23 protein-coding genes are annotated in these 23,590 nt (G+C 69.7%); 10 read left to right on the top strand and 13 right to left on the bottom strand.

Features of this window, described 5'->3' with window-relative positions; all coding sequences use genetic code 11:
* From EV668_RS14735 to hydA, 4 genes are all read right to left on the bottom strand, one after another.
* Positions 1–819 carry an ABC transporter permease gene (locus tag EV668_RS14735; RefSeq protein WP_166652475.1) on the bottom strand — a complete coding sequence of 273 codons (819 nt, stop codon included), beginning with the start codon at positions 817–819 and terminating at the stop codon, positions 1–3.
* Between the two features lie 65 nt (positions 820–884).
* Entirely contained in the window at positions 885–2,009 is a 1,125-nt protein-coding gene (locus tag EV668_RS14730; protein ID WP_133771276.1) for an ABC transporter ATP-binding protein, read from the bottom strand.
* Positions 2,006–3,037, bottom strand: a complete 1,032-nt coding sequence (locus EV668_RS14725) for an extracellular solute-binding protein (protein ID WP_133771274.1) — start codon at positions 3,035–3,037, stop codon at positions 2,006–2,008. The genes EV668_RS14730 and EV668_RS14725 overlap by 4 nt, the downstream gene beginning before the upstream one ends.
* A 44-nt stretch (positions 3,038–3,081) precedes the next feature.
* A complete protein-coding gene (gene hydA, locus EV668_RS14720; RefSeq protein WP_133771272.1) occupies positions 3,082–4,539 on the bottom strand; it encodes a dihydropyrimidinase in 1,458 nt (485 codons plus the stop codon).
* A 647-nt stretch (positions 4,540–5,186) separates the two neighbouring features.
* Between hydA and EV668_RS14715 the strand changes: the two genes are divergently transcribed.
* Positions 5,187–5,417: a hypothetical protein gene (locus tag EV668_RS14715; RefSeq protein WP_133771270.1), complete on the top strand. Its 231-nt coding sequence runs from the start codon at positions 5,187–5,189 to the stop codon at positions 5,415–5,417.
* A 27-nt stretch (positions 5,418–5,444) separates the two neighbouring features.
* Here the strand turns inward: EV668_RS14715 and EV668_RS14710 are convergent, their stop codons facing one another.
* Positions 5,445–6,356 (bottom strand): cation diffusion facilitator family transporter, encoded by a 912-nt coding sequence (locus EV668_RS14710; RefSeq protein WP_133771268.1) that lies wholly within the window; start codon positions 6,354–6,356, stop codon positions 5,445–5,447.
* A gap of 216 nt (positions 6,357–6,572) precedes the next feature.
* Between EV668_RS14710 and alaS the strand changes: the two genes are divergently transcribed.
* The 4 genes from alaS (at position 6,573) to EV668_RS14690 (ending at position 11,233) form a co-directional block, all read left to right on the top strand.
* On the top strand, positions 6,573–9,251 hold the full coding sequence (alaS, locus tag EV668_RS14705; RefSeq protein ID WP_133771267.1) for an alanine--tRNA ligase: 2,679 nt from the start codon (positions 6,573–6,575) through the stop codon (positions 9,249–9,251).
* Positions 9,252–9,327: 76 nt separating this feature from the next.
* Positions 9,328–9,894, top strand: a complete 567-nt coding sequence (locus tag EV668_RS14700; RefSeq protein WP_133771265.1) for a M15 family metallopeptidase — start codon at positions 9,328–9,330, stop codon at positions 9,892–9,894.
* 149 nt (positions 9,895–10,043) lie between these two features.
* Positions 10,044–10,829 carry an MBL fold metallo-hydrolase gene (locus EV668_RS14695; protein WP_133771264.1) on the top strand — a complete coding sequence of 262 codons (786 nt, stop codon included), beginning with the start codon at positions 10,044–10,046 and terminating at the stop codon, positions 10,827–10,829.
* A 14-nt stretch (positions 10,830–10,843) separates the two neighbouring features.
* Positions 10,844–11,233: a hypothetical protein gene (locus EV668_RS14690; protein WP_133771262.1), complete on the top strand. Its 390-nt coding sequence runs from the start codon at positions 10,844–10,846 to the stop codon at positions 11,231–11,233.
* A 68-nt stretch (positions 11,234–11,301) separates the two neighbouring features.
* Here the strand turns inward: EV668_RS14690 and flbD are convergent, their stop codons facing one another.
* The 7 genes from flbD to EV668_RS25045 all read right to left on the bottom strand — a co-directional run bounded on the left by flbD (position 11,302) and on the right by EV668_RS25045 (position 17,893).
* Positions 11,302–12,657: a sigma-54-dependent transcriptional regulator FlbD gene (gene flbD / locus EV668_RS14685; protein WP_133771260.1), complete on the bottom strand. Its 1,356-nt coding sequence runs from the start codon at positions 12,655–12,657 to the stop codon at positions 11,302–11,304.
* A gap of 29 nt (positions 12,658–12,686) precedes the next feature.
* The gene (fliN, locus tag EV668_RS14680; protein WP_133771258.1) at positions 12,687–13,025 is read right to left on the bottom strand and encodes a flagellar motor switch protein FliN; all 339 of its coding nucleotides are present in this window, start codon (positions 13,023–13,025) and stop codon (positions 12,687–12,689) included.
* Positions 13,022–13,687, bottom strand: coding sequence for a FliH/SctL family protein (locus tag EV668_RS14675; protein ID WP_133771256.1), 666 nt, complete (start codon positions 13,685–13,687; stop codon positions 13,022–13,024). The genes fliN and EV668_RS14675 overlap by 4 nt, the downstream gene beginning before the upstream one ends.
* 22 nt (positions 13,688–13,709) lie before the next feature.
* Positions 13,710–15,344 (bottom strand): flagellar basal-body MS-ring/collar protein FliF, encoded by a 1,635-nt coding sequence (gene fliF, locus EV668_RS14670; RefSeq protein ID WP_133771254.1) that lies wholly within the window; start codon positions 15,342–15,344, stop codon positions 13,710–13,712.
* A gap of 120 nt (positions 15,345–15,464) precedes the next feature.
* Complete coding sequence (gene sciP, locus EV668_RS14665; protein ID WP_133771252.1) at positions 15,465–15,740, bottom strand: CtrA inhibitor SciP; 276 nt, start codon at positions 15,738–15,740, stop codon at positions 15,465–15,467.
* 120 nt (positions 15,741–15,860) lie between these two features.
* Positions 15,861–16,526 carry a flagellar hook assembly protein FlgD gene (locus EV668_RS14660; protein ID WP_133771251.1) on the bottom strand — a complete coding sequence of 222 codons (666 nt, stop codon included), beginning with the start codon at positions 16,524–16,526 and terminating at the stop codon, positions 15,861–15,863.
* 11 nt (positions 16,527–16,537) lie between these two features.
* Positions 16,538–17,893, bottom strand: a complete 1,356-nt coding sequence (locus EV668_RS25045; protein ID WP_245513190.1) for a flagellar hook-length control protein FliK — start codon at positions 17,891–17,893, stop codon at positions 16,538–16,540.
* 801 nt (positions 17,894–18,694) lie between these two features.
* Between EV668_RS25045 and mnmA the strand changes: the two genes are divergently transcribed.
* Positions 18,695–19,852, top strand: a complete 1,158-nt coding sequence (gene mnmA, locus EV668_RS14650) for a tRNA 2-thiouridine(34) synthase MnmA (RefSeq protein ID WP_133771249.1) — start codon at positions 18,695–18,697, stop codon at positions 19,850–19,852.
* 14 nt (positions 19,853–19,866) lie between these two features.
* Complete coding sequence (locus tag EV668_RS14645; RefSeq protein WP_133771247.1) at positions 19,867–20,502, top strand: class I SAM-dependent methyltransferase; 636 nt, start codon at positions 19,867–19,869, stop codon at positions 20,500–20,502.
* 24 nt (positions 20,503–20,526) lie between these two features.
* Here the strand turns inward: EV668_RS14645 and EV668_RS14640 are convergent, their stop codons facing one another.
* A complete protein-coding gene (locus tag EV668_RS14640; RefSeq protein WP_166652474.1) occupies positions 20,527–20,754 on the bottom strand; it encodes a YjiS-like domain-containing protein in 228 nt (75 codons plus the stop codon).
* Positions 20,755–20,865: 111 nt separating this feature from the next.
* Here EV668_RS14640 and EV668_RS14635 point away from each other — a divergent pair, with 111 nt between their 5' ends.
* The 3 genes from EV668_RS14635 to EV668_RS14625 are packed head-to-tail and all read left to right on the top strand — an operon-like array spanning position 20,866 to position 23,437.
* Positions 20,866–21,732, top strand: a complete 867-nt coding sequence (locus EV668_RS14635; RefSeq protein WP_166652473.1) for a LysR family transcriptional regulator — start codon at positions 20,866–20,868, stop codon at positions 21,730–21,732.
* The gene (hemF, locus tag EV668_RS14630) at positions 21,729–22,667 is read left to right on the top strand and encodes an oxygen-dependent coproporphyrinogen oxidase (protein WP_133771242.1); all 939 of its coding nucleotides are present in this window, start codon (positions 21,729–21,731) and stop codon (positions 22,665–22,667) included. Before EV668_RS14635 ends, hemF begins: the two co-directional genes overlap by 4 nt.
* 59 nt (positions 22,668–22,726) lie before the next feature.
* Positions 22,727–23,437, top strand: a complete 711-nt coding sequence (locus EV668_RS14625; protein WP_133771240.1) for a hypothetical protein — start codon at positions 22,727–22,729, stop codon at positions 23,435–23,437.
* The last annotated feature ends 153 nt before the right edge of the window (positions 23,438–23,590 follow it).

Below are 23,590 nucleotides of genomic sequence, written 5' to 3'. Positions count from 1 at the left end.
TCAGCGCCCTCCCCGCTGTTCGAGGCTGCGGGTCAGGAAACTCGAGGCGAAGACGATGGAGAGCGCAATGACCAGCATCACGCAGGCCATGGCCGACCCGAGCTGGTAGTCGCGGAAGTTCAGGAAGGCCTTCGCCATGACCATCGACATCGTCATGTAGCGCTCGCCGATGAGGAGGCCGGGCGTGACATAGGCCGCGACCGAGATCGCGAAGACGATCGATGACCCGGCGACGATCCCCGGCATGGTCAGCGGCAGGACGACCCGGCGGAAGGTCGTGAACGGCCCCGCGCCGAGCGTCGCCGCGGCGTCGAGATAGCGCCCGTCGAGCATCCGGATCACGGAATAGAGCGGCAGGATCATGAAGGGCAGGAACACGTTCACCATGCCGATGACGAGGCTCATCTCGGTGAAGACGAAGCGGATCGGCCCGTCCGTCAGCCCGGTATTGATCAGGAGCCAGTTCAGGATGCCCTCGCGGCGGAACATGATCGTGAGGCCAAAGGTCTTGACGATGATGCTGACCGTCAGCGGAAGGAAGACGAGCGAGAACAGAAGGACCTGCATCACGCCGCCGGTCCGCGCGAGAGCATAGGCCGCCGGATAGCCGACGAGGAGCGAGATCAGCGTCACCCGGAAGGCGAGGGTCAGCGAATCCCAGATGACGCCGCGGTAATAGGCGTCGCCGAGGACGCGGGCATAGCCGTTCAGCGTCAGGCCGTCCGCGCCTTGGACGCTCTTGGCGAGGAGCAGCCCGAGCGGGAGGGCGAAGACGATGCCCATGAAGAGGAGGGCGGGCAGCGCCATGAGGCCGCGCATGTCGCCCTCGAACCGCAGCCGGCTCCGCGCGGGTCTCGCCGCCGGCGCTCCGGACAGGACCCCGCTCATGACGCGGCCGATGCAGGCGCGGGGAACACCATCGTGTCCTCGACGCGCCAGGTCAGGGCGAGTTCGCTGCCGGATGGCAGGCCGCCCGGCGGCAGCCGCGCGATCTCGGCCTGGATCAGGTCGCCGGACCGTTCGCCGCGCAGATGGAGCTGCGTCTTGGCCCCGAGATAGACGACATCGGTGAGCCGGGCCCTGACGACATTGCGGCCATCGCCCTCGCTCTCCCCGATCGAGATGGCCTCCGGCCGCACCGCGACGACGACGGGGCTGCCCGGGCGGAACTGCGCCGGAGCCCGCATGCGACCGAAGGCCGTCTCGACCTCGACCTCGCCGCCATGGCTCGAGACGACGGTGCCGCCGAGGCGCGTCGAGAGCCCGACGAATTCGAGCACGAACAGCGATTTCGGCGAGGTGTAGATGTCGGCGGGCGTGCCGAGATGCTCGATCTGGCCTTCGTTCATGACGGCGATCCGGTCGCTCATGACGAGCGCCTCGTCCTGATCGTGCGTGACGAAGATCGAGGTGATGCCGAGATCGCGCAGGATATGGCGGAGCTCGATCTGCATGGTCTCGCGGAGCTTGCGGTCGAGCGCGGAGAAGGGCTCGTCGAGCAGCAGGATGGCCGGCTCGACCACGATGGCCCGCGCCACCGCGATGCGCTGCTGCTGTCCGCCCGACAGCGCGCTGACGGAGCGGTCGGCGAAGGGCGCCATCCGCACGAGCTGGAGGGCCTCCCCGACACGGCGTTTGATCTCGTCGCGGCTGCGGCGCTGGTTGGTGAGGCCGAAGGCGACGTTCTCCGCGACCGTCAGATGCGGGAACAGGGCATAGTTCTGGAAGACGACGCCGACCTGGCGCTTGTGCGCGGGCACGCGCGTCAGCTCGCGGTCGGCGATGACGATGCGCCCGGTCTCGGGGCGCATCAGGCCTGCGATCAGCCGGAGCAGCGTCGTCTTCCCGCAACCCGACGGGCCGAGAAGGGAGACGAACTCCCCCTTCTCGACGGTCAGGTTCAGGTCGTGCAGCACCGTGGCCGAGCCGAAGCGCTTGGTGAGCTGCGCGACCTGAAGATAGGCCGGAGGACGGCCAGACGCCGGAGCAGGCCGTGCGACGCTCGTCATCGGGCGGCGACCTCGCGCTCGAAGCGCTCGATCCACTTGTTGCGGTTGTCGGCGAAGTACTCCCAATCGAGCACGACCATGTCGGGGAAGGTCAGGCCGGCGGGCAGCACAGTCTTCGTGTTGGTCGGCTTCGAGTAGAAGGTCTTGGCGACCATCGCCTGCGTCTCGGGATTGAGCAGCTCATTGATGAAGGTCACGCCGAGATCGCGGTTCGGACCATTCGCGACGAGGGCGACGCCGGCCGGCATCGCGATCACGCCTTCCTTCGGATAGGACTGGTCGACCGGCGCGCCGGCCGCCTTGCGGAACAGGGTCGTGCGGGAATCCGGGGCGAGATAGGCGAGGCATTCCCCGGTTTCGAGGAGCTGCTGGGCCTGCGGCGCGTTCGTCGAGACCTGGAGGATGTTGGGCCGGAGCTCGCGCAGCTTGCCGAAGCCTTCGTCGGCGAGCTTGAGGCATTCCGCGAGCGGCTTGCCGGTCGCGAGCTGCGTCGCCGCGAGGAGCGGCGCCACGGCCTGGGTGATGCGCATCGAGATGAGGATGAGGCCGTCGCGGTACGTCTTGTCCCAGAAATCGGCGTAGCTCGCGACGCCCTTGACCTTCTGCGTGTTGTGCGAGGCCGAGCACATCGGCTGGCACCAGTTGGCCCACATGCCGTCCGCTGGTTTGGCGAGAGCGGGCAGATCGGCGAGGGTCGTCACCTCGGCGGGGAGCTTCTGGATCAGCTTCTCACGCTGCGCGAGGACGAGGACGGGATCGTCCATCATCGTCACGGTCATCGTCGGCCGATCCTTGTTGTTGCGGATCTTCTCGAGGTTGATGAGCGAATTCGTGCCCTCGAAGAGGATCTTCATGTTGTGCTTCTTCTCGATGAGCGGGAAGAGCACGTCCGTCAGGCCCGGCGAGGCCGGACCGCCGATGAAGATCTCGCGCGTCTGGGCGCGCAGGATGCTGGGGAAGCCCGTGACGGCGGCGGCGGTTCCGGCTGCCGCCAGAATGCTGCGGCGGCTGATCTTCGAACGGTTCATGCGACGGAGTCCTTCGGGTTCGGCTCGGGATTGCGGTCGGGCGGTCAGACGACGAGCGTGCCGTCGACGGGGTTGAACGGGATCGGGAAGACGCCGCGCGGGGCGATCTCGGGATACGGGCCGCGGGCGAGGAAGCGGCCCTCGCCGGGAGGGCCGATCACGCGGCCATTCGCGAAGACCGCCTCGCCGCGCAGATAGGTCGAGACGACGCGGCCCCGGACCTCTCGGCCCTCGTAGGGCGTGTAGTCGCCGCCGTGATGCTGCCCGGCGAGCGTCAGGACCTGCGTCGCGTCGGGGTCCCAGAGCACGAGGTCGGCATCCGCCCCGATGGCGATCGCGCCCTTCCGCGGCGCGAGGCCGAAGAGCCTGGCCGGCCGCGTCGCGACGAGATCGACGAAGGTCTCGAGGTCGATGCGCCCCTTCACGACGCCCTCGTGGAAGGCGATCGGAAGCCGCGCCGCGAGGCCCGGAATGCCGTTCGGCACCTGGTCGAAGGAGGCATCCTCCCCGGCGACCTTCTTGCCCCTGGGGCTGTCGAAGTTCATCGGCGAGTGATCGGACGAGATGATGCCGAGCGTGCCGTCGCGGAGGTAGTGCCACAGGCCCTCGGTGTCGGACGCGGAGCGGGCCGGCGGGCCGAAGATGAACTTCGCGCCCTCGAAGCCCGGCCGGTCGAGATCCTCGGCCGTGAAGGCGAGATATTGCGGACAGGTCTCGGCCCAGATCTTGAGCCCCTGTGCCCGGAAGCGCGCCACCTCCGCCGCCGTCTCGGGGCAGGAGACGTGGAAGATCTGGATCGGCACGTCGAGCATCTCGGCGATGGCGGCGATGCGCCCGATCGCCTCGCGCTCGACGAGAGCGGGCTTCGCCCAGGGGTGGTATTTCGGCGCCGTCAGGCCCGCCGCGACCAGCCGCTTCGAGAGGTATTCGATCAGCCCATGGTGCTCGGCATGGACGCAGACGAGCGCGCCGGCCTTGCGCGAGGCCGCGAGCGTCTCGATGAGCTGCGCGTCGTTCAGACCGACCCCGTCATAGGTCATGAAGACCTTCACCGAGCGGCAGCCGCTCTCGACGAGGGGAGGAAGCTCCTCCTCGAGCACCTTCGGCGTCGGATCGGTGATGGTGAGGTGGAAGGAATAGTCGATCCGCGCCTTCGCCGCGCGGCGGTGGTAATCCTCGACGGTCTCCTTCAGCGAACCGCCGCGAGGCTGCCAGGCGAAGGAGACGATCGTCGTCGTCCCGCCAGCCGCCGCGGACGCCGTGCCCGTGTCGAAATCGTCGCTCATCTCGCTCGGGCCCGTTCCGGGCTGATCGAGATGGACATGGGTGTCGACCCCACCCGGCAGCACGAGCAGGCCGCCGGCATCGATCACCCGCTCGGCCGTGAGGCCTACGGCCAGGGCCGCGATGCGTCCGTCGCGGATCCCGATATCGGTCCGCGCGACGCCGCCCGACGTGACGACGGTTCCGCCTCGTATGACGGCATCGAAATCCAAGACCATTGCCGCATGCCCCACCAGGGAAGGCCGACGATCCGACCTGCGAGGGCAGCCAGCAAATGGTATGCCGGATTGGAAAATCAGACGCGCGCACAAGGACATGAGCCCAGCGCGCGCATGGCGCGAGCCAGGGCTGCGACCGCGCGGGGGCGACCTGCCTTCAATCTGAGCAGCACGCGGCGCCTGTTGCACGTTCGATCGGCGGAAACCTCGTTCCATGCCGAGATCAGGACCGGGGTCTGCCCGAAACCATCCCTCTGAACCGCCACACGGATAACCGGGCGATGCTGCGAGCCGTGCTCCGATCGCCTCAATTGCCGGGGCCGACGGCAACGTTGTTCTAGTTTTGCCGCTCTCTAAAGAATCCCATTTGTATTGACAATGTCACATTACGCACGGAAAATGTAACTGCAAATCACTGCTTCGCATGTGTTTGTTGCCCTAACTACCCCTGAACAACTAAAGCGTTTGATCACACTGGAATAATCTCAATGCGATCTCTCACTCTCATGCCCCACCGCCTCAAACGCCTGCTTCTCGATGGCGGACGGTATGGCCGCTGTCGGGCGCACCATCGCCCCACGGACCGGGCCTGATCGAGGCTCGGGCACCGCGTTCCTGAGATGCGCAGATGAAGATGAGAGACGAACATGGTCAGCTACACGATCGAAGTCGCCGAGGATGAGGTCGGCATCGTCGTCCTCGGGCAGGACGGCTATCGGTTCTTCGGCACCGATTCCCGCGTGAGATCGCTCGAAGGGCACGATTTTCCCTCGGCGGCGGCAGCGACGCGCGCCGCGTCCGACCTGATCCGGTCCGGCCGGCGGCCGATCGAGCCGCGGAGAAGGCCCGGCTCCTACCTCACCTCCTCCGCCGCCTGAGCGGCTCGAGGGCGGCGCTTCTGCCGCTCACAGCCACTGGCGGTCGTGCGTGAACTCGATGTTCAGCCAGTGGCTCGGCGGCCCTGACCCGAGCCCCTCGGCGATCTCCGCCCTGATCCCGTCGAAGAAGTTCAAGGGGCGCGGGCCGAAATCGGCTCCGGCGAGGAAGGTGATGTCGACGAAGCGGGCACGGCCCATCTTCGCGACATAGGTCGTGAAATCCTCGAAGCCGTGGCGCTGCTGGATGTCCTGCGCCAGGCGGCGCACCTCCTCGTCGAGATCGCCGGGCGCGATCTGGATGATGTCCCTCGCCGAGCGCCAGCAGGCACGGAGCGGAAGGGGAAGCAGCGCGAGGCTCAGCACCGCCAGCACGGCCGGATCGAGATACGGCGCGAGGTGGTCGAAGCGCGTGCCATGCACGACGCCAGCGAGGAGGAAGCTGATGCCGAGCGCGACGCTGACGACGCCGGACACGATCCAGTTCCTCGCGTCGATGCCGAGGAGGTCCGAGCCGAGACGCCGCGCCTGCCGCCCGATGATGATCCCCGCGACGAGCGCCACGATGCCCGCCCCGACGGCATAGATGGCACCGGGGCCGAAGGAGACCGTGCGCCCCCCGCCGAACAGATCGTTCAGCGCGACGAGGAAGGCGTAGCCGCACGACAGCGACAGGACGATGCTGTTGAGCAGGACCAGCATCGGCTCGAGATGCCAGAAGCCGAACTGGAAATGGCGCGTGCTGCCCTTCGCCAGAAGTACGGAGACGCCGAGCGCCAACGCCGTCATGGCCGCATCCACCACGGAATAGACGCCGTCGAATACGATCGAGCTGGAATTGATCGAAAGCCCGACCGCGATCCCGAGCGCTGCGTCGATGACGGTTACGGCGATGGAATAAAGAAGAAGCCGCTGTTCTTGCCGATTGTCATGAAACTGCAAAAATCACCAAACTGTAGTCACGTGACTGCCGATCCTATGGCATTATCGGGGCCAAAAGTCATCCTGTATCTGCTTCATCGGCAGGCTTGGGCGGTTCCGGAACAGGGAAACCGGCGCCAGCGCGGAGCCCCGCATCCGCTCGACAACCCTCCGCCCCGTCCCTAGAAGTCCGCCGGGAAGGCCGCGTGGCGGCCGCAGCGCACGGGTTCATCCGCCATGAGCGGCGTCAACGAGATCAGGTCGACCTTCATCGACTACTTCGGGAAGCACGGGCACGAGCCGGTGGCCTCGTCGCCGCTCGTGCCGCGGAACGACCCGACGCTGATGTTCACCAATGCCGGCATGGTGCAGTTCAAGAACGTCTTCACCGGCATCGAGAAGCGGCCCTATTCGCGCGCCGCCACGGCCCAGAAATGCGTTCGCGCGGGCGGCAAGCACAACGACCTCGACAATGTCGGCTACACGGCCCGGCACCACACCTTCTTCGAGATGCTGGGGAACTTCTCCTTCGGCGACTATTTCAAGGAGCAGGCGATCGATCTCGCCTGGACCCTGATCACCAAGGAGTTCGGGCTGCCGAAGGACAAGCTCCTCGTCACCGTCTATGCCGACGACGAGGAGGCGGCCACGCTCTGGCGGAAGATCGCGGGGTTCCCGGACGAGAAGATCATCCGCATCGGCACCTCCGACAACTTCTGGCAGATGGGCGATACCGGCCCCTGCGGCCCGTGCTCCGAGATCTTCATCGACCAGGGCCCGTCGCTCCAGGGCGGCCCGCCCGGCTCTCCGGACGAGGACGGCGACCGCTTCCTCGAATTCTGGAACCTCGTCTTCATGCAGTTCGAGCAGATCGAGCCCGGCAACCGCGTCGCGCTGCCGCGCCCCTCGATCGACACCGGGATGGGGCTCGAACGGATTTCGGCGATCCTGCAGGGCGTCCATTCCAACTACGACACGGACCTCTTCCGCGCGCTGATCGACGCGGTCTCCCACGCCATCGGGCGCCCCCCCGAGGATGCGACCCGCGCCTCCTACCGGGTCATCGCGGACCATCTGCGCGCCTCGTCCTTCCTCGTCGCGGACGGGGTCCTGCCCTCGAACGAGGGCCGCGGCTACGTGCTGCGCCGGATCATGCGCCGGGCGATGCGCCACGCGCAGCTCCTCGGCGCGCGCGATCCGGTAATGTGGCGGCTCGTCCCGACCCTCGTGCGCGAGATGGGCGTCGCCTATCCCGAACTCGGCCGGGCCGAGGCGCTGATCGTCGAGACGCTGAAGCTCGAAGAGACGCGCTTCCGCAAGACGCTCGAGCGCGGCCTCGCCATGCTCGACGACGAGAGCGCCGGCCTCACGAGCGGGCAGCGCTTCTCGGGCGAGACGGCCTTCACGCTCTACGACACCTACGGCTTCCCGCTCGACCTGACGCAGGACGCGCTGAAGTCGCGAGGCATCACCGTCGACACCGATGCCTTCGGCGCGGCGATGGAGCGCCAGCGCGAGAAGGCGCGGGCCGCCTGGGCGGGCTCTGGCGAGGCCGCGACGGACACGGTCTGGTACGCCGTTCGCGAGAAGACCGGCGCGACCGAATTCCTCGGCTACGACACCGAGACGGCGGAGGGCGTCGTCGCCGCCATCGTCAAGGATGGGGCCGAGGCCGCAGAGATCCGCGCCGGCGAGACCGGGCTCGTCGTGCTGAACCAGACGCCGTTCTACGGCGAATCCGGCGGCCAGGTCGGCGATACCGGCCTTCTCCTCGGCGCCGGCATCCGGGCGCGGGTGGTCGATACCGAGAAGAAGCTCGGCGACCTCTTCGTCCACCACGTCACGGTCGAGGAGGGCGCGCTCGCACCCGGCGCCTCGCTGGAGCTGAAGGTGGACCATGCCCGCCGCAGCGCCATCCGCGGCCACCATTCGGCGACGCATCTCCTGCACGAGGCGCTCCGCCGCGTCCTCGGCGACCATGTCGCGCAGAAGGGCTCGCTCGTCTCCCCCGACAGGCTGCGCTTCGATTTCAGCCATCCGAAGCCCATCAGCCCGGAGGAACTTTCGGCCGTCGAGGACATGGCGAACCGCCTCGTCCTGCAGAACGAGCCCGTCGTGACCAAGCTGATGGCGGTCGACGATGCCGTCGCCTCGGGCGCCCGCGCCCTCTTCGGCGAGAAATACGGCGATGAGGTCCGCGTCGTCTCCATGGGGACGGACCGCGAGGACGGCGCCGCGCCGAAGACCTTCTCGGTGGAACTCTGCGGCGGCACCCATGTCGGCCGCACCGGCGATATCGGTCTCGTCGCGGTGCTCGGCGAGAGCGCGGTCGCGGCCGGCGTGCGGCGCCTCGAGGCGCTCACCGGCGAGGCGGCGCGCCGCCATCTCTCGGGCGAGAGCAAGGCTCTGCGCGAGGCGGCGTCGCTCCTGAAGATCCCGGTCGCCGAGGTGACGGATCGTCTGTCGGCTCTGATCGAGGAGCGCCGCAAGCTCGAACGCGAGCTCGCCGATGCCCGCCGCAAGCTCGCCATGGGCGGCGGCGCCGGAGGCGGCGAAGGTCCGAAGACGGTCGCCGGGATCAGCTTCCTCGGCCGGGTCCTGCGGGGCGTTCCCGCGAAGGATCTCAAGCCCCTCGTCGACGAGGCCAAGGCGTCCATCGGCTCGGGAATCGTCGCCTTCGTCGCGGTGGACGAGAGCGAGCGGGCCTCGATCGTCGTCGGCGTCACGGCCGACCGGACTGCGGAGGCCAACGCGGTCGATCTCGTCCGCGCCGGCTCGGCCGCTCTCGGCGGCAAGGGCGGCGGCGGCCGGCCCGACATGGCCCAGGCCGGCGGACCGGACGGAGCCCAGGCCGAGGCTGCGCTCGCCGCGGTCGAGGCCGCCATCGGCGCGGGCGCGAAACCCGCCGCGGCCTGACGGCCGCGGGCGCCACCTCTCCTCCACAATCGCCGGCCAAGGAGCAGGCCCGACCAGCCGGACCGACCGCCGACCCATGCCGCGTGATTACAGCCCCCTGCGCCTCGCCATGGCCTTCGGCATCGCCCTCGCGGCGGCCGTGCCGGCGCATGCGACGGGTCGCTTCGGCCCGGCGGACGTCTATGCGCGCGTTCCGCCGATCGACGATCGCGGGCGCGACCAGCTCAGCATGTTCAACCGCTGGAATCCGGACCCGATCGGCAACCACGCGCGCAACCTCGCGAGCGTCAGGCCGGATCTCGCCGCCGTCGTGCGCAAGGCGCAGGGCGACAATCCGGGTATCCGCTTCGTGGTCGGCTCGGGCGCCCGCAGCGAAGGCCAGCAGCGGCAGGCCGAGGCCTGGGGCTGGTCGCCGCGCGTCCATCCTTTCGCGCGCTCGCCCTCGCTCCGCAAACATCTCGAGGGCATGGCCGTCGACCTCTGGCCGCTCGACGAGCAGAACCGCGTCGTCTTCTCCCCCGCCCAGCAGTCGCGCGTGGCCGGGGCGATGATGCGCGCCGCGCGCGATCTCGGCGTGCGCCTGTCCTGGGGCGGCAACTGGCGGCGCAAGAAAGACCCGACCCATTTCGAACTGATGCGTTAGACCATGCCGCCGTCGCGCCGAAGCGAGGGCATGGTCTAACGTATTGTGATCGCATGCTGTTATCGGAGAACCTGATTCCCCTTTTCCGAAGCTTGCGCTAAACGAAGAGCGCGGCCCGCACAGAGAGCCGCATCAGGAGGAAGCCCGGCATGAACGCTCCGACCCCGGCCGTCGCGCCCGATCTCGGCACCGGCGGCTATCTGGTGGACATCCTCGTCCACGGCTATCCGGGCAAGTCGGTCTGCCATGGGGGGCTCGGCTGGAGCACCATCGCGCTCCTGCGCGGCCATGGCCGCATCGCCCTCGTCGATGTCGGCTGCTTCGGCCAGCGCGACCCGATCCTGAAGGGACTCGCCCGTGTCGGCCTGACGCCCGCGGACGTCACCGACGTCATCCTGAGCCACTCGCACTGGGACCATTCGGTCAACTGGGTGATGTTCCCGAAGGCGCGGATCGTGATCGGCGAGGAGGAGCTCGCCTGGTCGCTCGCTGAGCCCTGGGGCACGACGCCCGTGCCGGAACTCTATGTGCGCGAGCTCGACCGATCGCCGAAGACGGTGCGGGTGAAGGCGGGCGACGAGGTGCTGCCGGGCATTACCTGCCACCACGCCCCGGGCCACACGCCGGGCCATCTCGTCTTCGTGCTCGAAGGCGAGAAGCGGGATCTGATCCTGACGGGCGATGCCGCCAAGAACCGCGCCGAGATCCTCTCGCTCGAAGCCGACATGACCTACGACCCCGCCGTCAGCCGGGCCTCGATGGAGGCGATCTGGACGATGTGGCGGAAGCGTCCCGGCACGATCCTCGTTCCCGGCCACGACATGCCGATGGTGCTCGACGCAGACGAGCCCCGCTACCTTCGCGGCCAGGAGGCCGCGATCTCGTCCTGGTTCGACAGGACGCTCGACAAGACGACCCTGTTCCAGCTCGTCTGATGCGGAGAGCGTGGATGTCCGAGCGACGAGGCGGGGTCGGCTTCGCCGCGATGCTCGCAGCGGCGCTCGGGGCTTCGGGCGCGGCGGCCCAGACCTGTGCCTGGATGCCGAGGCCCGTCGCGGAGGATGCCGTGCGCTATCTCGCCCCCGGCACCGAGGTGCAGGGCTATTGCGCACCCTGCCGCGACCGCCAGGCCGTCAAGGCGACCGTGCAGCGGACCGAGATCCGGCCGATCGACACCTACAACCATCAGGTGCTGATCAACGGTCAGGCGACGGACATCGCCTATCTCTACGTTCTCGATCCGCGGCGGAAGCGCTGGCGCAATCTCGGCCTCATCATCCGCTGCCACGAGGAGGACGACGTGCCGCCGACCCTCCCCGCAAACCGGGTGGCGCCGTGAGCCACCGGGCCTCGAGGCCGGGAACCCGAAGCACGCGCGACTGATCCGCGAACCATGTCGCCCGGCGCTCAGGCCGGGCTGCGGGTGCCGCCCGGCTCGGCCACGGCGATGCCGGCCTGGATGTACTCCGCCAGCTTGTTGCGGAGTGTCCGGATCGAGATGCCGAGGATCCGCGCCGCATGGGTGCGGTTGCCGAGGCAATGGTCGAGCGTATCGAGGATCAGGTCCTGCTCGACGGCGGCGACGGTGCGGCCGACGAGACCGCGCGTCATCGCCTCGGCCGTCGCTGCGGCGCGGGCGGCCGGATCGGGGGCCGCCGAGAGGCTGCCGCCATCCGGCGTGCGGATCGCGTCGGCGTCGATCGTCTCCCCGTTCGCGAGCAGCACGGCGCGATGCATCGTGTTCTCGAGCTCGCGCACGTTGCCGCGCCAGGCGGAGCGGGTCATGAGCCGCTTCGCCTCGATCGAGAGAGGGCGCTCCGGCAGCCCGTTCATGTCGGCGTAGCGGCGCCCGAAGAAGGCCGCGAGTTCGAGGATGTCGGCCGGACGCTCCCGCAGCGGCGGCAGGCGCAGATGCACGACGTTCAGCCGGTAGAGAAGGTCCTCGCGGAAGGTGCCCTTGCGGACCTCCTCGGTCAGATTGCGGTTCGAGGTCGCGATCACGCGGATATTGACCTTGATCGGCTGCGAGCCGCCGACCCGGTCGATGACCCGCTCCTGCAGGGCGCGCAGGAGCTTCGCCTGGAGCCGCACGTCCATCTCCGAGATCTCGTCGAGGAGGAGCGTGCCGCTATTGGCCTCCTCGAAGCGGCCGATCCGGCGCGCGACGGCGCCCGTGAAGGCGCCCTTCTCGTGGCCGAACAGCTCCGATTCCAGGAGGTTGTCCGGGATCGCGGCGCAGTTCACCGAGACGAACGGCCCGTCGCGCCGGGTCGATTTCGCGTGGAGGTGGCGGGCGAGCACCTCCTTGCCGGTGCCGCTCTCGCCGGTGACGAGGCAGGACGCCTCCGAGCGCGCGACCTGCTCGGCGAGCTTGACGACGCTCTCCATGGCCGGATCGCGCCAGATGAAGGAGCGGCTGTCGGCGGCCACCGCCTCGAGGATCGCGGCGATCAGCTCCGGATCCGGCGGCAGGGGGATGTATTCCCGCGCGCCGGCCTGGATCGCCGCGACCGCCGCGCGGGCGTCGGTGGCCGTGCCGCAGGCGACGACCGGCGTGCGGATGCGTTCGGCTTCCAGCGCCGAGACGAGCTCACGCACGGCGAGCGCGGCATCGATCATGACGAGGTCGGCGCCGCGGCTGCGCAGGACGGCGAGGCCCTGCGCCACGCCGTCCGCCTGGGTCACGGCGGCGCCGCGGCTCATCGCGATGCGGGACGCGGCCACGAGTTCGCCCGAGAGGCGGCCGACGAGGAGAAGACGCATGGTGGTTCCTCTGGGGATCCTCTGTCCCGTCAGGCAGACGGGAGGACGATTTCGGTCATGGTGACGCCGAGCCGGTCCTCGACCAGCACGACCTCGCCGCGCGCGACAAGACGGTCGTTCACGCGGATATCGATGGCCTCGCCGACCTTCCGGTCGAGCTCGAGCAGGGCGCCGGGGCCGATTTTCAGGAGATCGCCGATCGGGATCCGGGTGCGGCCGAGGATGGCCGAGATCGTCACGGGGACGTCGTAGAGCGTTTCGAGGTCGCCCGACGCGCCGGAGCCGGCGGGTCCGGTCCCGGCCCTCGTTCCGGCCCCGAAGGCGACGTCGCTCTCGATCGGCGGCGACAGATCGTGGTCGGTGCTCATGGGGTCTCCTCTCCCGTCGGGAGATGGTGCAGGCAGCGCGAGAGGACGGCGTCGACGGATTGCTCGACGGCGCGCTGATCGTTGACGATGCCGCCATCGGCCCATTCGAGCCGGCAATCGCCGGGCGGAACATCGTCCGAGCCGAGGACGACGATCCGGCCTTCGAAGCCGTGCTCCCGCGCCATGGTTCTCAGCTTGGCCTCGACGGCCTCGACGAGGCTCTCATGCACGCGGGCGGCGAGATGCGGCACGCCGCGCAGATGCTGGAAGGCTTCGAGCGCGGCCGTGGCGATCCCCGCAAGCGGATGCTCGATCAGCGCCCGGCCCGCGAGCTTGCGCGCGAGGGTGTCGAAATAGATGAGGGCCTCGCGTTCGATGATCCCGGCGCGGGCCTCGATCGTGGAGAGCGCCCGGCCCGCCTGGATCGCCGCCGTTTCCAGCGCCTCGGCCGCACGCCGCTCGGTCTCGGCGGCCGCCCGCGCCTCCCCCTCCGCCCGGCCCGCCTCGAAGCCGCGCCGGAACGCCTCGGCCTCGATGCCGGCGCGGCGGCGCTCCTCGGCCACCTTCGCCTGCTCCGCCTCGCTCTCGCGCCGCGACCGCGACGGGCGCAGATCGTCGCCGAAGCCGAACGGCCTCGCGTCGAGCGGCTCGACGATCGCCATCAGGCGATCCTCCGGGCGGCGCTCATCGCTCGCTCATCCAGTTGCGCAGGACGCCCGCGGCTTCCTTCGGATTGGTCCGGGCGAGTTCGCCGAGCCGGGCAAGCGCCTCGGTCCCGGCCGGCGCGAGCGATCCGAGCGCGGGAGGGACGGCGATGGCCGGCGCCTCGGGAGCGCCCGGCGGAGCCGCGATCTGGGGGGCCGCCTCGGCGACCCCGATCGCCGCCTGCTCGCCGGCAAGCGCGAGAGAGGGGGCTGCGAGAAGCGGCTCGCCCGGCGCGACGATCGTCCGCACCATCGGCCGGACGACGACCAGCAGGACGATCAGGACCAGAAGCGAGATGATGCCGAGTTCGGCGACACGCAGGATGTCGTCGCGCGTGACGTTGAGAAGGGAGGCGAGGAAGGATTCCGGTTCGCCTGCGGCAGCGGCGGGCGTCTCGGCGAAGGGGAGGTTCACCACCTCGACCTGGTCCCCGCGGGCCTTGTCGAAACCGACGGCGCTGCGGACGAGCGCCGCGATCCGGTCGAGATCGTCCCGGCTGCGCGGCTGATAGGCCGTCTGCCCGTTCGCGCCCCGGACGTAGACCCCGTCGACGGCGACCGCGATCGAGAGACGCTTCACCCGGCCCGCCTCGGCGAGTTCGGTGCGGGTGGTGCGGGAGATCTCGTAATTGACGACCTCCTCCGACTTGGCCGAGGTCTCGCGCGGCTGGCTCGGGGTCTGCTCGCGCGCGCCCGGCAGCTCGTTGCCGACGGAGACCTGCCCCTCGGTGGAGGCGCTGTTCGAATTCTCGCTGCGGTTCTGGCTGGAGCGGAGGACGCGGCTTTCCGGGTCGAAGGTCTCATGGCGGCTCTCGACGCGGTTCAGATCGAGTTCGGCCGCGACCTGGACGCGCGAGCGGCCGGGCCCGACGATACCGGTCAGGATCTCCTCGAGCTGGCCGCGCAGCCTCTGTTCGAGCGCGACCCGGCGGTCGTCGGCCGCGGCCGCGGAGGCCGCCGGCACATCGCCCTGCCCCGCCCCCGCGAGGAGGCGACCGCGCTCGTCGACGATCGAGATCTTGTCCGGCGACAGGCCCTGCACGGCGGAGGCGACGAGGTGGCGGATGGCGCCGACCTGATCGGCGGAGAGCTCGCCGCGCGTGCGCAGCACGATCGAGGCGCGCGGCGGCTCGCGGTCCCTCTCGAAGAGGCGGCGTTCGGGCAGGGCGAGATGGATCCGGGCCGATTGAACGCGGCCGATCGTCCGGATGGTCCGGGCGAGTTCGCCCTCGAGCGCACGGAGCGCGTTCACGCCCTGCACGAAGGAGGTGGAGGAGAAGGCGTCGCCCTTGTCGAAGATCTCGTAGCCGACGCCGCCGCCGGACGGCAGCGACTTCGAGGCGAGGTCCATGCGGAGCTTCGGGATGTCCGCGCGCGGCGCCAGGATCGTCGCGCCGTCGTCGCGTGTTTCGGTCCGCACGCCGCGGGCGTCGAGGTCCTTGACGATGGCCGCCGCGTCACCGGCCGACAGGTCGCTGAACAGGACCCCCATCTGCGGCTGCGACACGCGCAGGATCACGAAGGCGAAGAAGCCCACCAGCGCGAGCGTGACGGCCCCCATGGCGGCGAGCCGCCCGGGACCGAATCGCGTCAGGATCGATTGAACCGTGCCCAAGACCGGAACCCGCAAGGCGGAGCACGCCCCGCCGCGTCCGCTAGGCAGGAATTTCCGGGTAGTATGGTTAGCGTCCGGTTAACGCCCCGGCCGCAGCCTCGGGACGGGCGGCCGGCGATGCTACTGGCGGTAGTGCTGGATGCGGGTGGTGCGCAGGCCGGCGAGGCCGTGATCGTCGATCGATTGCTGCCAGCTCAGGAATTCCTCGACGGTCAGGGTGTAGCGCTTGCAGGCCTCGTCCAGGCTCAGCAAGCCGCCGCGGACGGCGGCGACCACCTCGGCCTTGCGGCGGATGACCCAACGTCGCGTGCTCGACGGCGGCAGATCCGCAATCGTAAGCGGCGAACCATCGGGACCGATTACGTATTTGGCCCTGGGACGCATGGCTTCCGTCATGATACGCTCACACACTGACGCTGACCAACCTGAGTTGAAGTTAGGACCGGGCGCTTAAAAATTGGCTAAGCTTGTGTTCCTAATGTCGCATTTCTTGGTAACGCTTTCGAAAGAATTACCTTAGCCGCCGATGGCCTTGAGCGCATTGAGCGAAAACGCTCGATCCCCGATCAGGACGAGAGGCGATGTCCCGGTCATGTCGACCGAGCCGACCCGCCCCTTGAGGTCGGTCGAAACCTTCACATTCTGGCCAGAGGCGTCCCGGGCCGTCACGGAGACCGTGAAGTTGCCCGCCGTCACGGTATTGCCGTTGAGGGCTCGCCCGTCCCAGGTGAAGGTCTGGGAGCCGGCCGCGAGAGCCCTGGTCTGCGTCGCGACGGTCATGCCCGTCGAATCCTTGATGGTGATCGTCGCCGTCGAGGCCTTGGCGGCATCGATCGACCAGCTCGCCGCACCGCCCGTGAACGTCGCCTGCGAGCCGTCGACCGTGACGGTCGCGCCGACGAGACCGGCGGCTGTCGAGGCGGTGGACGCCTTCGAGGCCTCCACCAGCGACGACAGGGTCGAGTTCGTCTTCAACTGCTGCTCGACCGACGCGAATTGCACCAGTTGCTGCGTGAACTGGTTCGTATCCAGCGGGTCGAGCGGGCTCTGGTTCTTTAACTGCGTCGTCAGCAGCAGCAGGAATTGCTGGAAATTGCCCGCGATCTCGTTGTTGCCCGAGCTGGCGGTGGAGGCGGAGCTCGGGGTGAATCCCACGGCGCCGGCGAGGTTGACGGTGGCCATCGCGGTCTCCTTCAGATCCGCCGGTCGATGCCGGAGGCGTGCGACCAGGCGTGAAGCCGGATCGGGGGTCGGGCTTGACGAGCGGCGTCCTGGTGCTGGTCCGGGGTGTCGCGGCCCGGGGACGACGGTGACGGCTGCTGGCGGCCCTCGCGTCCGTCGCCTCGTCCGCCATCGCCGGAGCCCTGCTGACGCAGGCTCAAGGCGACCCCGTCATCGCCGGTCTTGAGCCCCGCCTGTTCGAGCGCGCGTTCCAGCTGTCCCGTCTCACGCTGAAGGTGAGCGTAGGCCTCGGGCCGCTCGACCACGAGATGAGCCCTCACCCGCCCCTCCTCGTCGATGTCGAGGCGGACGTCGATCTGGCCGAGATCATCCGGCGCGAGACGGATATCGAAGCGGTTGATGCCCGCGAGGCTCGTCAGCCCGATCTCGACCGGCACGGCCGGCAGCGCCACGCCCTGGAGGACGGGATGCGGGACGAGTGCAGGCGCGCCTGTCGCCTGAACTGCTGCCGAAGGCGCATGCGGGGCGGCGGGGGCCGGCGCGGCAACGAGCGGAGGAGCCGGGCCGTCGGAGGGACCGGCGACGGCGCTGGTCGGCGCCATCGCATCGGCGGCCTTTGCGATCGGGTCCGAGACACGCGGCGCCGAAGCCGGGAGAGGAGCCTCGCTGGCGACGACGGGCGTCTCGGCGTCGGCCTCGGCGGCCGTCCCTTCAGGGGCAGGCGTGGCGAAGTCGGCCGCCTCGGTCTCGCGCACCGGGCGGAGCGTGACGCCGACCCCGATCGAGGCAGGCGGCGGGCCTGACGAAGGCCTGCGGGCAGCAGCAGGATCCGATGCGGCGTCGACCGGCCGGTCCTGGCGCGGGGCGCTCTCGGGAGCTGACATGACGGAGCGGGCGAGCCTCGTCGCGATGCCGCTTTCGGCGCCGGGGATCGGCTCCGCCGTGCCTTGGGCGTTGAACGGTCCGGTCGTGGATCGGATGGATGAGGCGGCCTCGTCCGAAAGGGCGCCGCCGAGCAAGGCCGCCATAACGGGCGACGCCTCGAGACCGGGATGATCCGCCGAACGGGCTCCGGCCGCTGTCTCGGCGCCGCTCATCGGCGTCGGATGCACGCTCGGGCCGGGCACGTCGGAGGGCAGAATGCGGGGGGCGAAGCGGGCGGTCGGCGCAGGACCCGGCAAGGGTGCTGGCAACGGTGCCGGCAAGGGCGCCACGTCGGATCGCGCTGCCTTGGCGCTCGGCTCGGCTTCGCCCGGCAGCGATCCGGACGGGTGTTCGACCGCCACGGGCGTGAACCCGCTCGCGAACGACGGCAGGATCGGCATCCCGGCCGGCGGCACGATCGCCGGGGCGGGAGGCGCCGACATCTCCGACGAGCCTCTCTCGGCAGGGGTGGCCTCGTCCTCCGGAGCCTCGGACGGAGACGCGACCTCGCCCGTCTCCAGGGCTCGGGACGGCGGTCGGATCGTGCCCGAGATGGAGACGAGGCCCGCTGCCGGAAGCGCAGCGGCCCACGCATGGGCCTGCCCGGGGAGCGGACCCGATCCGAGGCCGCGTTCCATGCGCGCGACTTGCGGAGAGCGGCGTTCCCCAGGAGCCGGGATGCGGGATGCCTCTGCGGGGGCGGCGGTCGGAGATGCCCCCTCCCCTGCCTCGCCCAAGCCCGCCGGACGAAGAAGCGCCGCGAGGGATGCACCGCCGGCCGGCGTCCCACCCCGTTCGGTCATGGCCTCGGCAGGAGGCCGGGACGACGGCGGGCTGCCGGGGTCCCCGGGGACCGGCAAGGCGAAGGCAGGCTGCGCCGGGACGGCGCGCGGCGCCGCGGGCAGGCTGATGCCGGCAGGGATCGCGGTCGGCGAGACGGTGCGGGCGAGGACGGACGAGGCTGACGACATGATGGTGCGCCGGACGCCGCAAGCATCGGACCATCGACGGCCAACCGGCAATGCATTGACGATGCTCAATATTTTCGGAGCCCCGGAAGACCGCCCCGCCGGATCGCCGGCAGAAATCTCCGGCCGCCCGGCAAGTCTTGCCGAAGCGCCGCCGCCACGCGGAGGGCCGTTTCCGCCCTGATGAGGGATGGGGCTGGCTCCGCGCCGCCGGCAGGATTATATCCGTCCCTCGATCCAGGGGCCGCACATGGCCCGAACAGCCGCCTCTTTCCGATGTCGACCCTTCTCGACCTTCCGGGCGATCCCGCATCGACCCGCATCGTCGTCGCCATGTCAGGCGGCGTCGATTCCTCGGTCGTCGCCGCGCTGCTGGCGCGGGCGGGCTACGACGTCGTGGGCATCACGCTCCAGCTCTACGAGTCGGGCGCGAAGGCCGCGCGCAAGGGCGCCTGCTGCGCGGGTGCCGACATCCATGACGCCCGCCGGGCGGCCGAGACGATCGGCATCCCGCATTACGTGCTCGATTACGAGGACCGGTTCCGCGAGGCGGTGGTGGATCGTTTCGCGGAGAGCTACCTCGCCGGCGAGACGCCGATCCCCTGCGTCGAGTGCAACAAGTCCGTGAAGTTCACCGACCTCCTGCGCACGGCCCATGAGCTCGGCGCCGCGGCGCTGGCGACGGGCCACTATGTCGTCAGCAAGGGCGGCCCGCAGGGCCGCACGCTGCATCGCGCCGCCGATCCGACGCGCGATCAGAGCTACTTCCTCTACGCCACGACCCAGACGCAGCTCGACTTCCTGCGCTTCCCGCTCGGCGGCATCCCCAAGGACGAGACACGCCGGCTCGCCGCCGAACTCGGCCTCGCCGTCGCCAACAAGCCGGACAGCCAGGACATCTGCTTCGTGCCGAACGGCCGCTACCAGGACGTCCTGCTCAAGCTGCGCCCCGAGGCGGCGCGGCCGGGCGAGGTGGTCCATGTCGACGGGCGCGTGCTCGGCCGGCACGAGGGAATCATCGGCTTCACGGTCGGCCAGCGCCGCGGGCTCGGCATCGCTTCGAGCGAGCCGCTCTACGTAATCTCGCTCGACGCGGCACGCGCCCGCGTCGTCGTGGGGCCGCGCTCGGCCCTCGCCGTCACCCGCATCGCGCTGCGCGAGGTCAACTGGCTCGGCGAGAGGCCGGTCGAGGACCTGCCCGCGGACGGGCTTGCCGTCGCGGTCAAGGTCCGCTCCACCCGCCCGCCGGCGCCGGCCCGCCTCTTCTGGACGGCGGAGGGTGTCGTCGTCGAACTCGACGGAGCCGCCGAAGGCGTCGCGCCCGGCCAGGCCTGCGTCGTCTATGACGGCGAGGACGCCGGGGCACGGGTGCTCGGCGGCGGCGTCATCCGCGCCTCGCTGCGGACCCTTGAGCCCATCCGAACCGCCGCCTGACCTGCCGAGACCCGATGAGCGACGACACCACAGCGCTGATGCGCCGGGCCTACCAGCGCTGGGCACCGATCTACGACGTCATCTACGACAAGCTGACCGAGCCGGCCGCGCGCGCGGTCGTCGCGGCGGTCGAGCGCTGCGGCCCGCGCATCCTCGAGGTCGGTGTCGGCACTGGATTGTCGCTCGGCTACTACGAGCCGGGCTCCGAGGTGCACGGCGTCGATCTCTCGGAGGACATGCTGCGCCGGGCGCGGCGCAAGGTCGAACGCCGCGGCCTCCGTCACGTGAAAGGCCTCGCCGTGATGGACGCGACCCGGCTCGGCTTCGCCGATGCCTCCTTCGACGCGGTGGCGGCGCAGTTCCTGATCACGCTCGTGCCCGACCCCGAGGCCGCGCTCGACGAGATGGCGCGTATCCTGCGGCCCGGCGGAGAGATCGTGCTGGTCAACCATTTCGGCCAGGACGAAGGCCCCCTCGCCCAGATCGAGAAGGCGCTCGCGCCGGTTTCCGCCCGCATCGGCTGGAGTTCGGACTTCAAGGCCTCGCGCGTGACGGGCTGGGCGCGTCGCAACGGCCTCGAACCGCTGCCGCTGAAGAAGGTCTTCCCCGGCGGCTTCTTCAAGCTCCTGCGGATGCGCAAGCCGGCCTGACGCGGCAGACGGCGCTCCGCCGTCTCAGCCCCGCCCCTCCCGGAAGGCCCGGTCGGCCTGGCCTGGGCCGACGCCGATATCAGCCAACTCGCGATCGGACATCGCCCCGAGAAGGAGGCGCTCGCGCCGCCTCTCGCACATCCTCTCGATGCGGGACGACCATGCGAGCGCCAGGCGGTTGATGCGTCCCAGAAGCCCGGCCTCCGCCGGGAGAGCGATCGGGGGGACGCTGCGGATGATGGCTTCCGACATGCCGGCCTTCCTCTGCGCGGGAGGACCGCGCCATGGACCGGGACGGTATCGGCGCCGATTGAATAACGAAAACGAATGTCTATGATGCCTCGCATCAAGGATCATGATGCCATGCGCAATCTCGACACGGCGCTCCTGCGGGCCTTCGTGGCCGCCGCCGAGACGGGCGGGATGACGAGCGCCGGCAATGTGCTGAACCTCACCCAGGCGGCCGTCAGCCAGCAGATCAAGCGGCTCGAGGACACGCTGGGCCAGGACCTGTTCGTCCGCTCGCGCGGCGGCCTCACCCTGACCGATGCCGGCGAGCGCCTGATCGGGCGTGCCAAGAGCTTCCTGGCCCTCAACGACGCGATCTGGACAGAGATGACCCGCTCGCCCTTCACCGGCGAGGTCAGGCTCGGCGTTCCCTACGACCTCGTCGCGACCTATCTGCCCGCCGTCCTGCGGCGCTTCCGCCAGGCCCATCCGCAGGTCGAGGTCACGCTCATCTGCCGCACCTCGCCCGGATTGTCGCTCGCGGCCGCCGCGGGCGAGGTCGATCTCGCCGTGGTCGAGGCGGCGCATCTCGCACCCGGGGCGGAGCTGCTGATGACGGACCGGCTGGTCTGGGCCGGCGCCCGAGGCGGGGACGCCCATCGGCGGCGTCCGCTGCCGGTCGCGACCTCGGAGACCTGCGCTTTCCGGCCCGTCATCTTCGAGGCCCTGCGGGGCGCCGACATCCCGTTCCGCGTCGTCACGGACGCGACCCATCTCGACGCGGCGAGCGCGACGATCCAGACCGATCTCGCCATCGCCGCGTCCCTGTCCAGCATCGTCCCCGAGGAGATTTCTGTGCTCGGTCCTGAATCCGGCCTGCCGGAACTGCCCCCCTTCACCATCGGCCTGCATGTCCCCGGATCGGGGCTGCGCGCGCCTGCGGCGGAACTCGCGCAGGGTTTGCGCGAGGCCTTCACCGCGCGCCTGCGGGTGGCGGCATGAGCCGCGCGCGCCATCCCCTCGCCGGCCCCGCCGCCGAGACGTCCGATCCCGCCACCGTCGCCCGTCTCCGCGAGGAGGCGCCGCGGTGGTTCGGCGAAATCCAGTCCCGCATCTGCTCGGCTCTCGAGCGCATCGAGGAGGAGGCGACAGGCCCCTTCGCGCCGGAGGCCGACCCGGCGCCCGGCCGCTTCGCGAAGACGCCCTGGCAGCGGACGGACCATACCGGCGCACCAGGCGGCGGCGGCACGATGGCCATCCTCAAGGGCCGCGTCTTCGAAAAGGCCGGCGTGCATGTCTCGACGGTCCACGGCGAGTTCGCGCCCGAGTTCCGCGCCCAGATCCCCGGCACCGACGAGCATCCGGGCTTCTGGGCGGCCGGCATCTCGCTGATCGTCCATCCCTGGAACCCGCATGTGCCGACCGTGCACATGAACACCCGCTTCGTCGTGACGTCGAAGCCGTGGTTCGGCGGCGGGGCGGACCTCACTCCTGTCCTCGACCGGCGCCGCACCCAGGACGACCCGGACACGCTCGCCTTCCACGAGGCGATGCGCGAGGCCTGCGCCGGCCACCCCGCCGCGCCGTACGACCGCTACAAGGCCTGGTGCGACGAGTATTTCCACCTGCCGCACCGCAAGGAACCGCGCGGCATCGGCGGCATCTTCTACGACTATCTGTGGTCGGGCGATCCGGATGCCGATTTCGCCTTCACGCGGGCGGTGGGCGAGGCGTTCCTCGACATCTATCCGCGCATCGTGCGGGCCAATCTCGCGACGCCCTGGAGCGAGGCGGAGCGCGAGGAGCAGCAGGTGCGCCGCGGCCGCTACGTCGAGTTCAACCTCCTCTACGACCGCGGCACGATCTTCGGCCTGAAGACCGGCGGCAACGTCGCCTCGATCCTGTCGAGCCTCCCGCCGACCGTGCGGTGGCCCTGAGACGTCGGCGTGACGGCCATCCGGTGATGCGCACGTTCGCAGCCCTGGTGCTGCTTCTCGTGCTCCTCGGCGCCTCACCGAGTGCAGCGCATCAGCCGTATTTCGGGCGATCGGAAACCGTCGACTTGCCGGATGGACGGACCGGCGAGATGCGGATCGTCTACGGGGACGGGATCATGTTTTCCGATCCCTCACGCGTCGTGCTCATCGGCCCCGATGGGCGGCTTCTCGCGCGCAGCCGTCGCGGTCGGCCGATGTCGCTCGTCTGCAGAGACAGGACATGCCTGGGCTACGACAGTCGGAGCTTCCAGTCACTCGAGCCCGATCCGACATCGTTCCTCGTCTCGGGGCCGCTGGTGTCTCCGAACGACGGCCAGGACGACATCTGGGCGCTCGATGAGGGAACCGACGATGTCGGTTTCAGCAGGCGGATCGCATCTCCGCTCGAGATTCTGCGAGGCGAATTCGGTCACGCACGGGAGCACGCGCGTGATTTCCTCACGCTGATACTACTGGCCTTTATCGCATTGTCCGCGACCGCTGCCCGGCGGTTATCGTTCCGGCGGGCTGCGGGTCCCCCTCGGCGTCTGCTGGCCAAAGGGGCCTCCGTCGTCTTCGAGACGATCGCGTACATCCCCCTCGTCCTGATGCTGGGCGTCGCCATCGTGTTCGGGGGGCTGAGCTTGCTGGCGCTCCTCGTGACGGTCTGCGGCTCCTTCCTGCTTGCTGAGCTTGCCGGCTGGGCGTTGGACGCGCTGCGCCGAGCGTAGAGCTTCGCTTTCGGAACAGCGGGCACCGCGACGAGGCGAGGTCGAACCATCCTCGTCGAGATCGAGCCTGCACCCCTCATCCGACCTCGGCTGACGCCGAGGCCACCTTCTCCCGCAAGGGGAGAAGGAAGAAGCGGGACCCTCGGCGCTCCC

The sequence above is a fragment of the Enterovirga rhinocerotis genome (assembly GCF_004363955.1).
Classification (GTDB): Bacteria; Pseudomonadota; Alphaproteobacteria; order Rhizobiales; family Beijerinckiaceae; genus Enterovirga; species Enterovirga rhinocerotis.
The sequence above is the reverse complement of the archived record's forward strand: the minus strand, read 5'-3'. Positions and strand labels throughout refer to the sequence as shown.

Coding starts and splice junctions, on each gene's coding strand:
- EV668_RS14735 (WP_166652475.1), bottom strand. CDS start 819: ATGCGCGGCCTCATGGCGCTGCCCGCCCTCCTCTTCATGGGCATCGTC.
- EV668_RS14730 (WP_133771276.1), bottom strand. CDS start 2,009: ATGACGAGCGTCGCACGGCCTGCTCCGGCGTCTGGCCGTCCTCCGGCC.
- EV668_RS14725 (WP_133771274.1), bottom strand. CDS start 3,037: ATGAACCGTTCGAAGATCAGCCGCCGCAGCATTCTGGCGGCAGCCGGA.
- hydA (WP_133771272.1), bottom strand. CDS start 4,539: ATGGTCTTGGATTTCGATGCCGTCATACGAGGCGGAACCGTCGTCACG.
- EV668_RS14715 (WP_133771270.1), top strand. CDS start 5,187: ATGGTCAGCTACACGATCGAAGTCGCCGAGGATGAGGTCGGCATCGTC.
- alaS (WP_133771267.1), top strand. CDS start 6,573: ATGAGCGGCGTCAACGAGATCAGGTCGACCTTCATCGACTACTTCGGG.
- EV668_RS14700 (WP_133771265.1), top strand. CDS start 9,328: ATGCCGCGTGATTACAGCCCCCTGCGCCTCGCCATGGCCTTCGGCATC.
- EV668_RS14695 (WP_133771264.1), top strand. CDS start 10,044: ATGAACGCTCCGACCCCGGCCGTCGCGCCCGATCTCGGCACCGGCGGC.
- EV668_RS14690 (WP_133771262.1), top strand. CDS start 10,844: ATGTCCGAGCGACGAGGCGGGGTCGGCTTCGCCGCGATGCTCGCAGCG.
- flbD (WP_133771260.1), bottom strand. CDS start 12,657: ATGCGTCTTCTCCTCGTCGGCCGCCTCTCGGGCGAACTCGTGGCCGCG.
- fliN (WP_133771258.1), bottom strand. CDS start 13,025: ATGAGCACCGACCACGATCTGTCGCCGCCGATCGAGAGCGACGTCGCC.
- EV668_RS14675 (WP_133771256.1), bottom strand. CDS start 13,687: ATGGCGATCGTCGAGCCGCTCGACGCGAGGCCGTTCGGCTTCGGCGAC.
- sciP (WP_133771252.1), bottom strand. CDS start 15,740: ATGACGGAAGCCATGCGTCCCAGGGCCAAATACGTAATCGGTCCCGAT.
- EV668_RS14660 (WP_133771251.1), bottom strand. CDS start 16,526: ATGGCCACCGTCAACCTCGCCGGCGCCGTGGGATTCACCCCGAGCTCC.
- EV668_RS25045 (WP_245513190.1), bottom strand. CDS start 17,893: ATGTCGGCGCCTCCCGCCCCGGCGATCGTGCCGCCGGCCGGGATGCCG.
- mnmA (WP_133771249.1), top strand. CDS start 18,695: ATGTCGACCCTTCTCGACCTTCCGGGCGATCCCGCATCGACCCGCATC.
- EV668_RS14645 (WP_133771247.1), top strand. CDS start 19,867: ATGAGCGACGACACCACAGCGCTGATGCGCCGGGCCTACCAGCGCTGG.
- EV668_RS14640 (WP_166652474.1), bottom strand. CDS start 20,754: ATGTCGGAAGCCATCATCCGCAGCGTCCCCCCGATCGCTCTCCCGGCG.
- EV668_RS14635 (WP_166652473.1), top strand. CDS start 20,866: ATGCGCAATCTCGACACGGCGCTCCTGCGGGCCTTCGTGGCCGCCGCC.
- hemF (WP_133771242.1), top strand. CDS start 21,729: ATGAGCCGCGCGCGCCATCCCCTCGCCGGCCCCGCCGCCGAGACGTCC.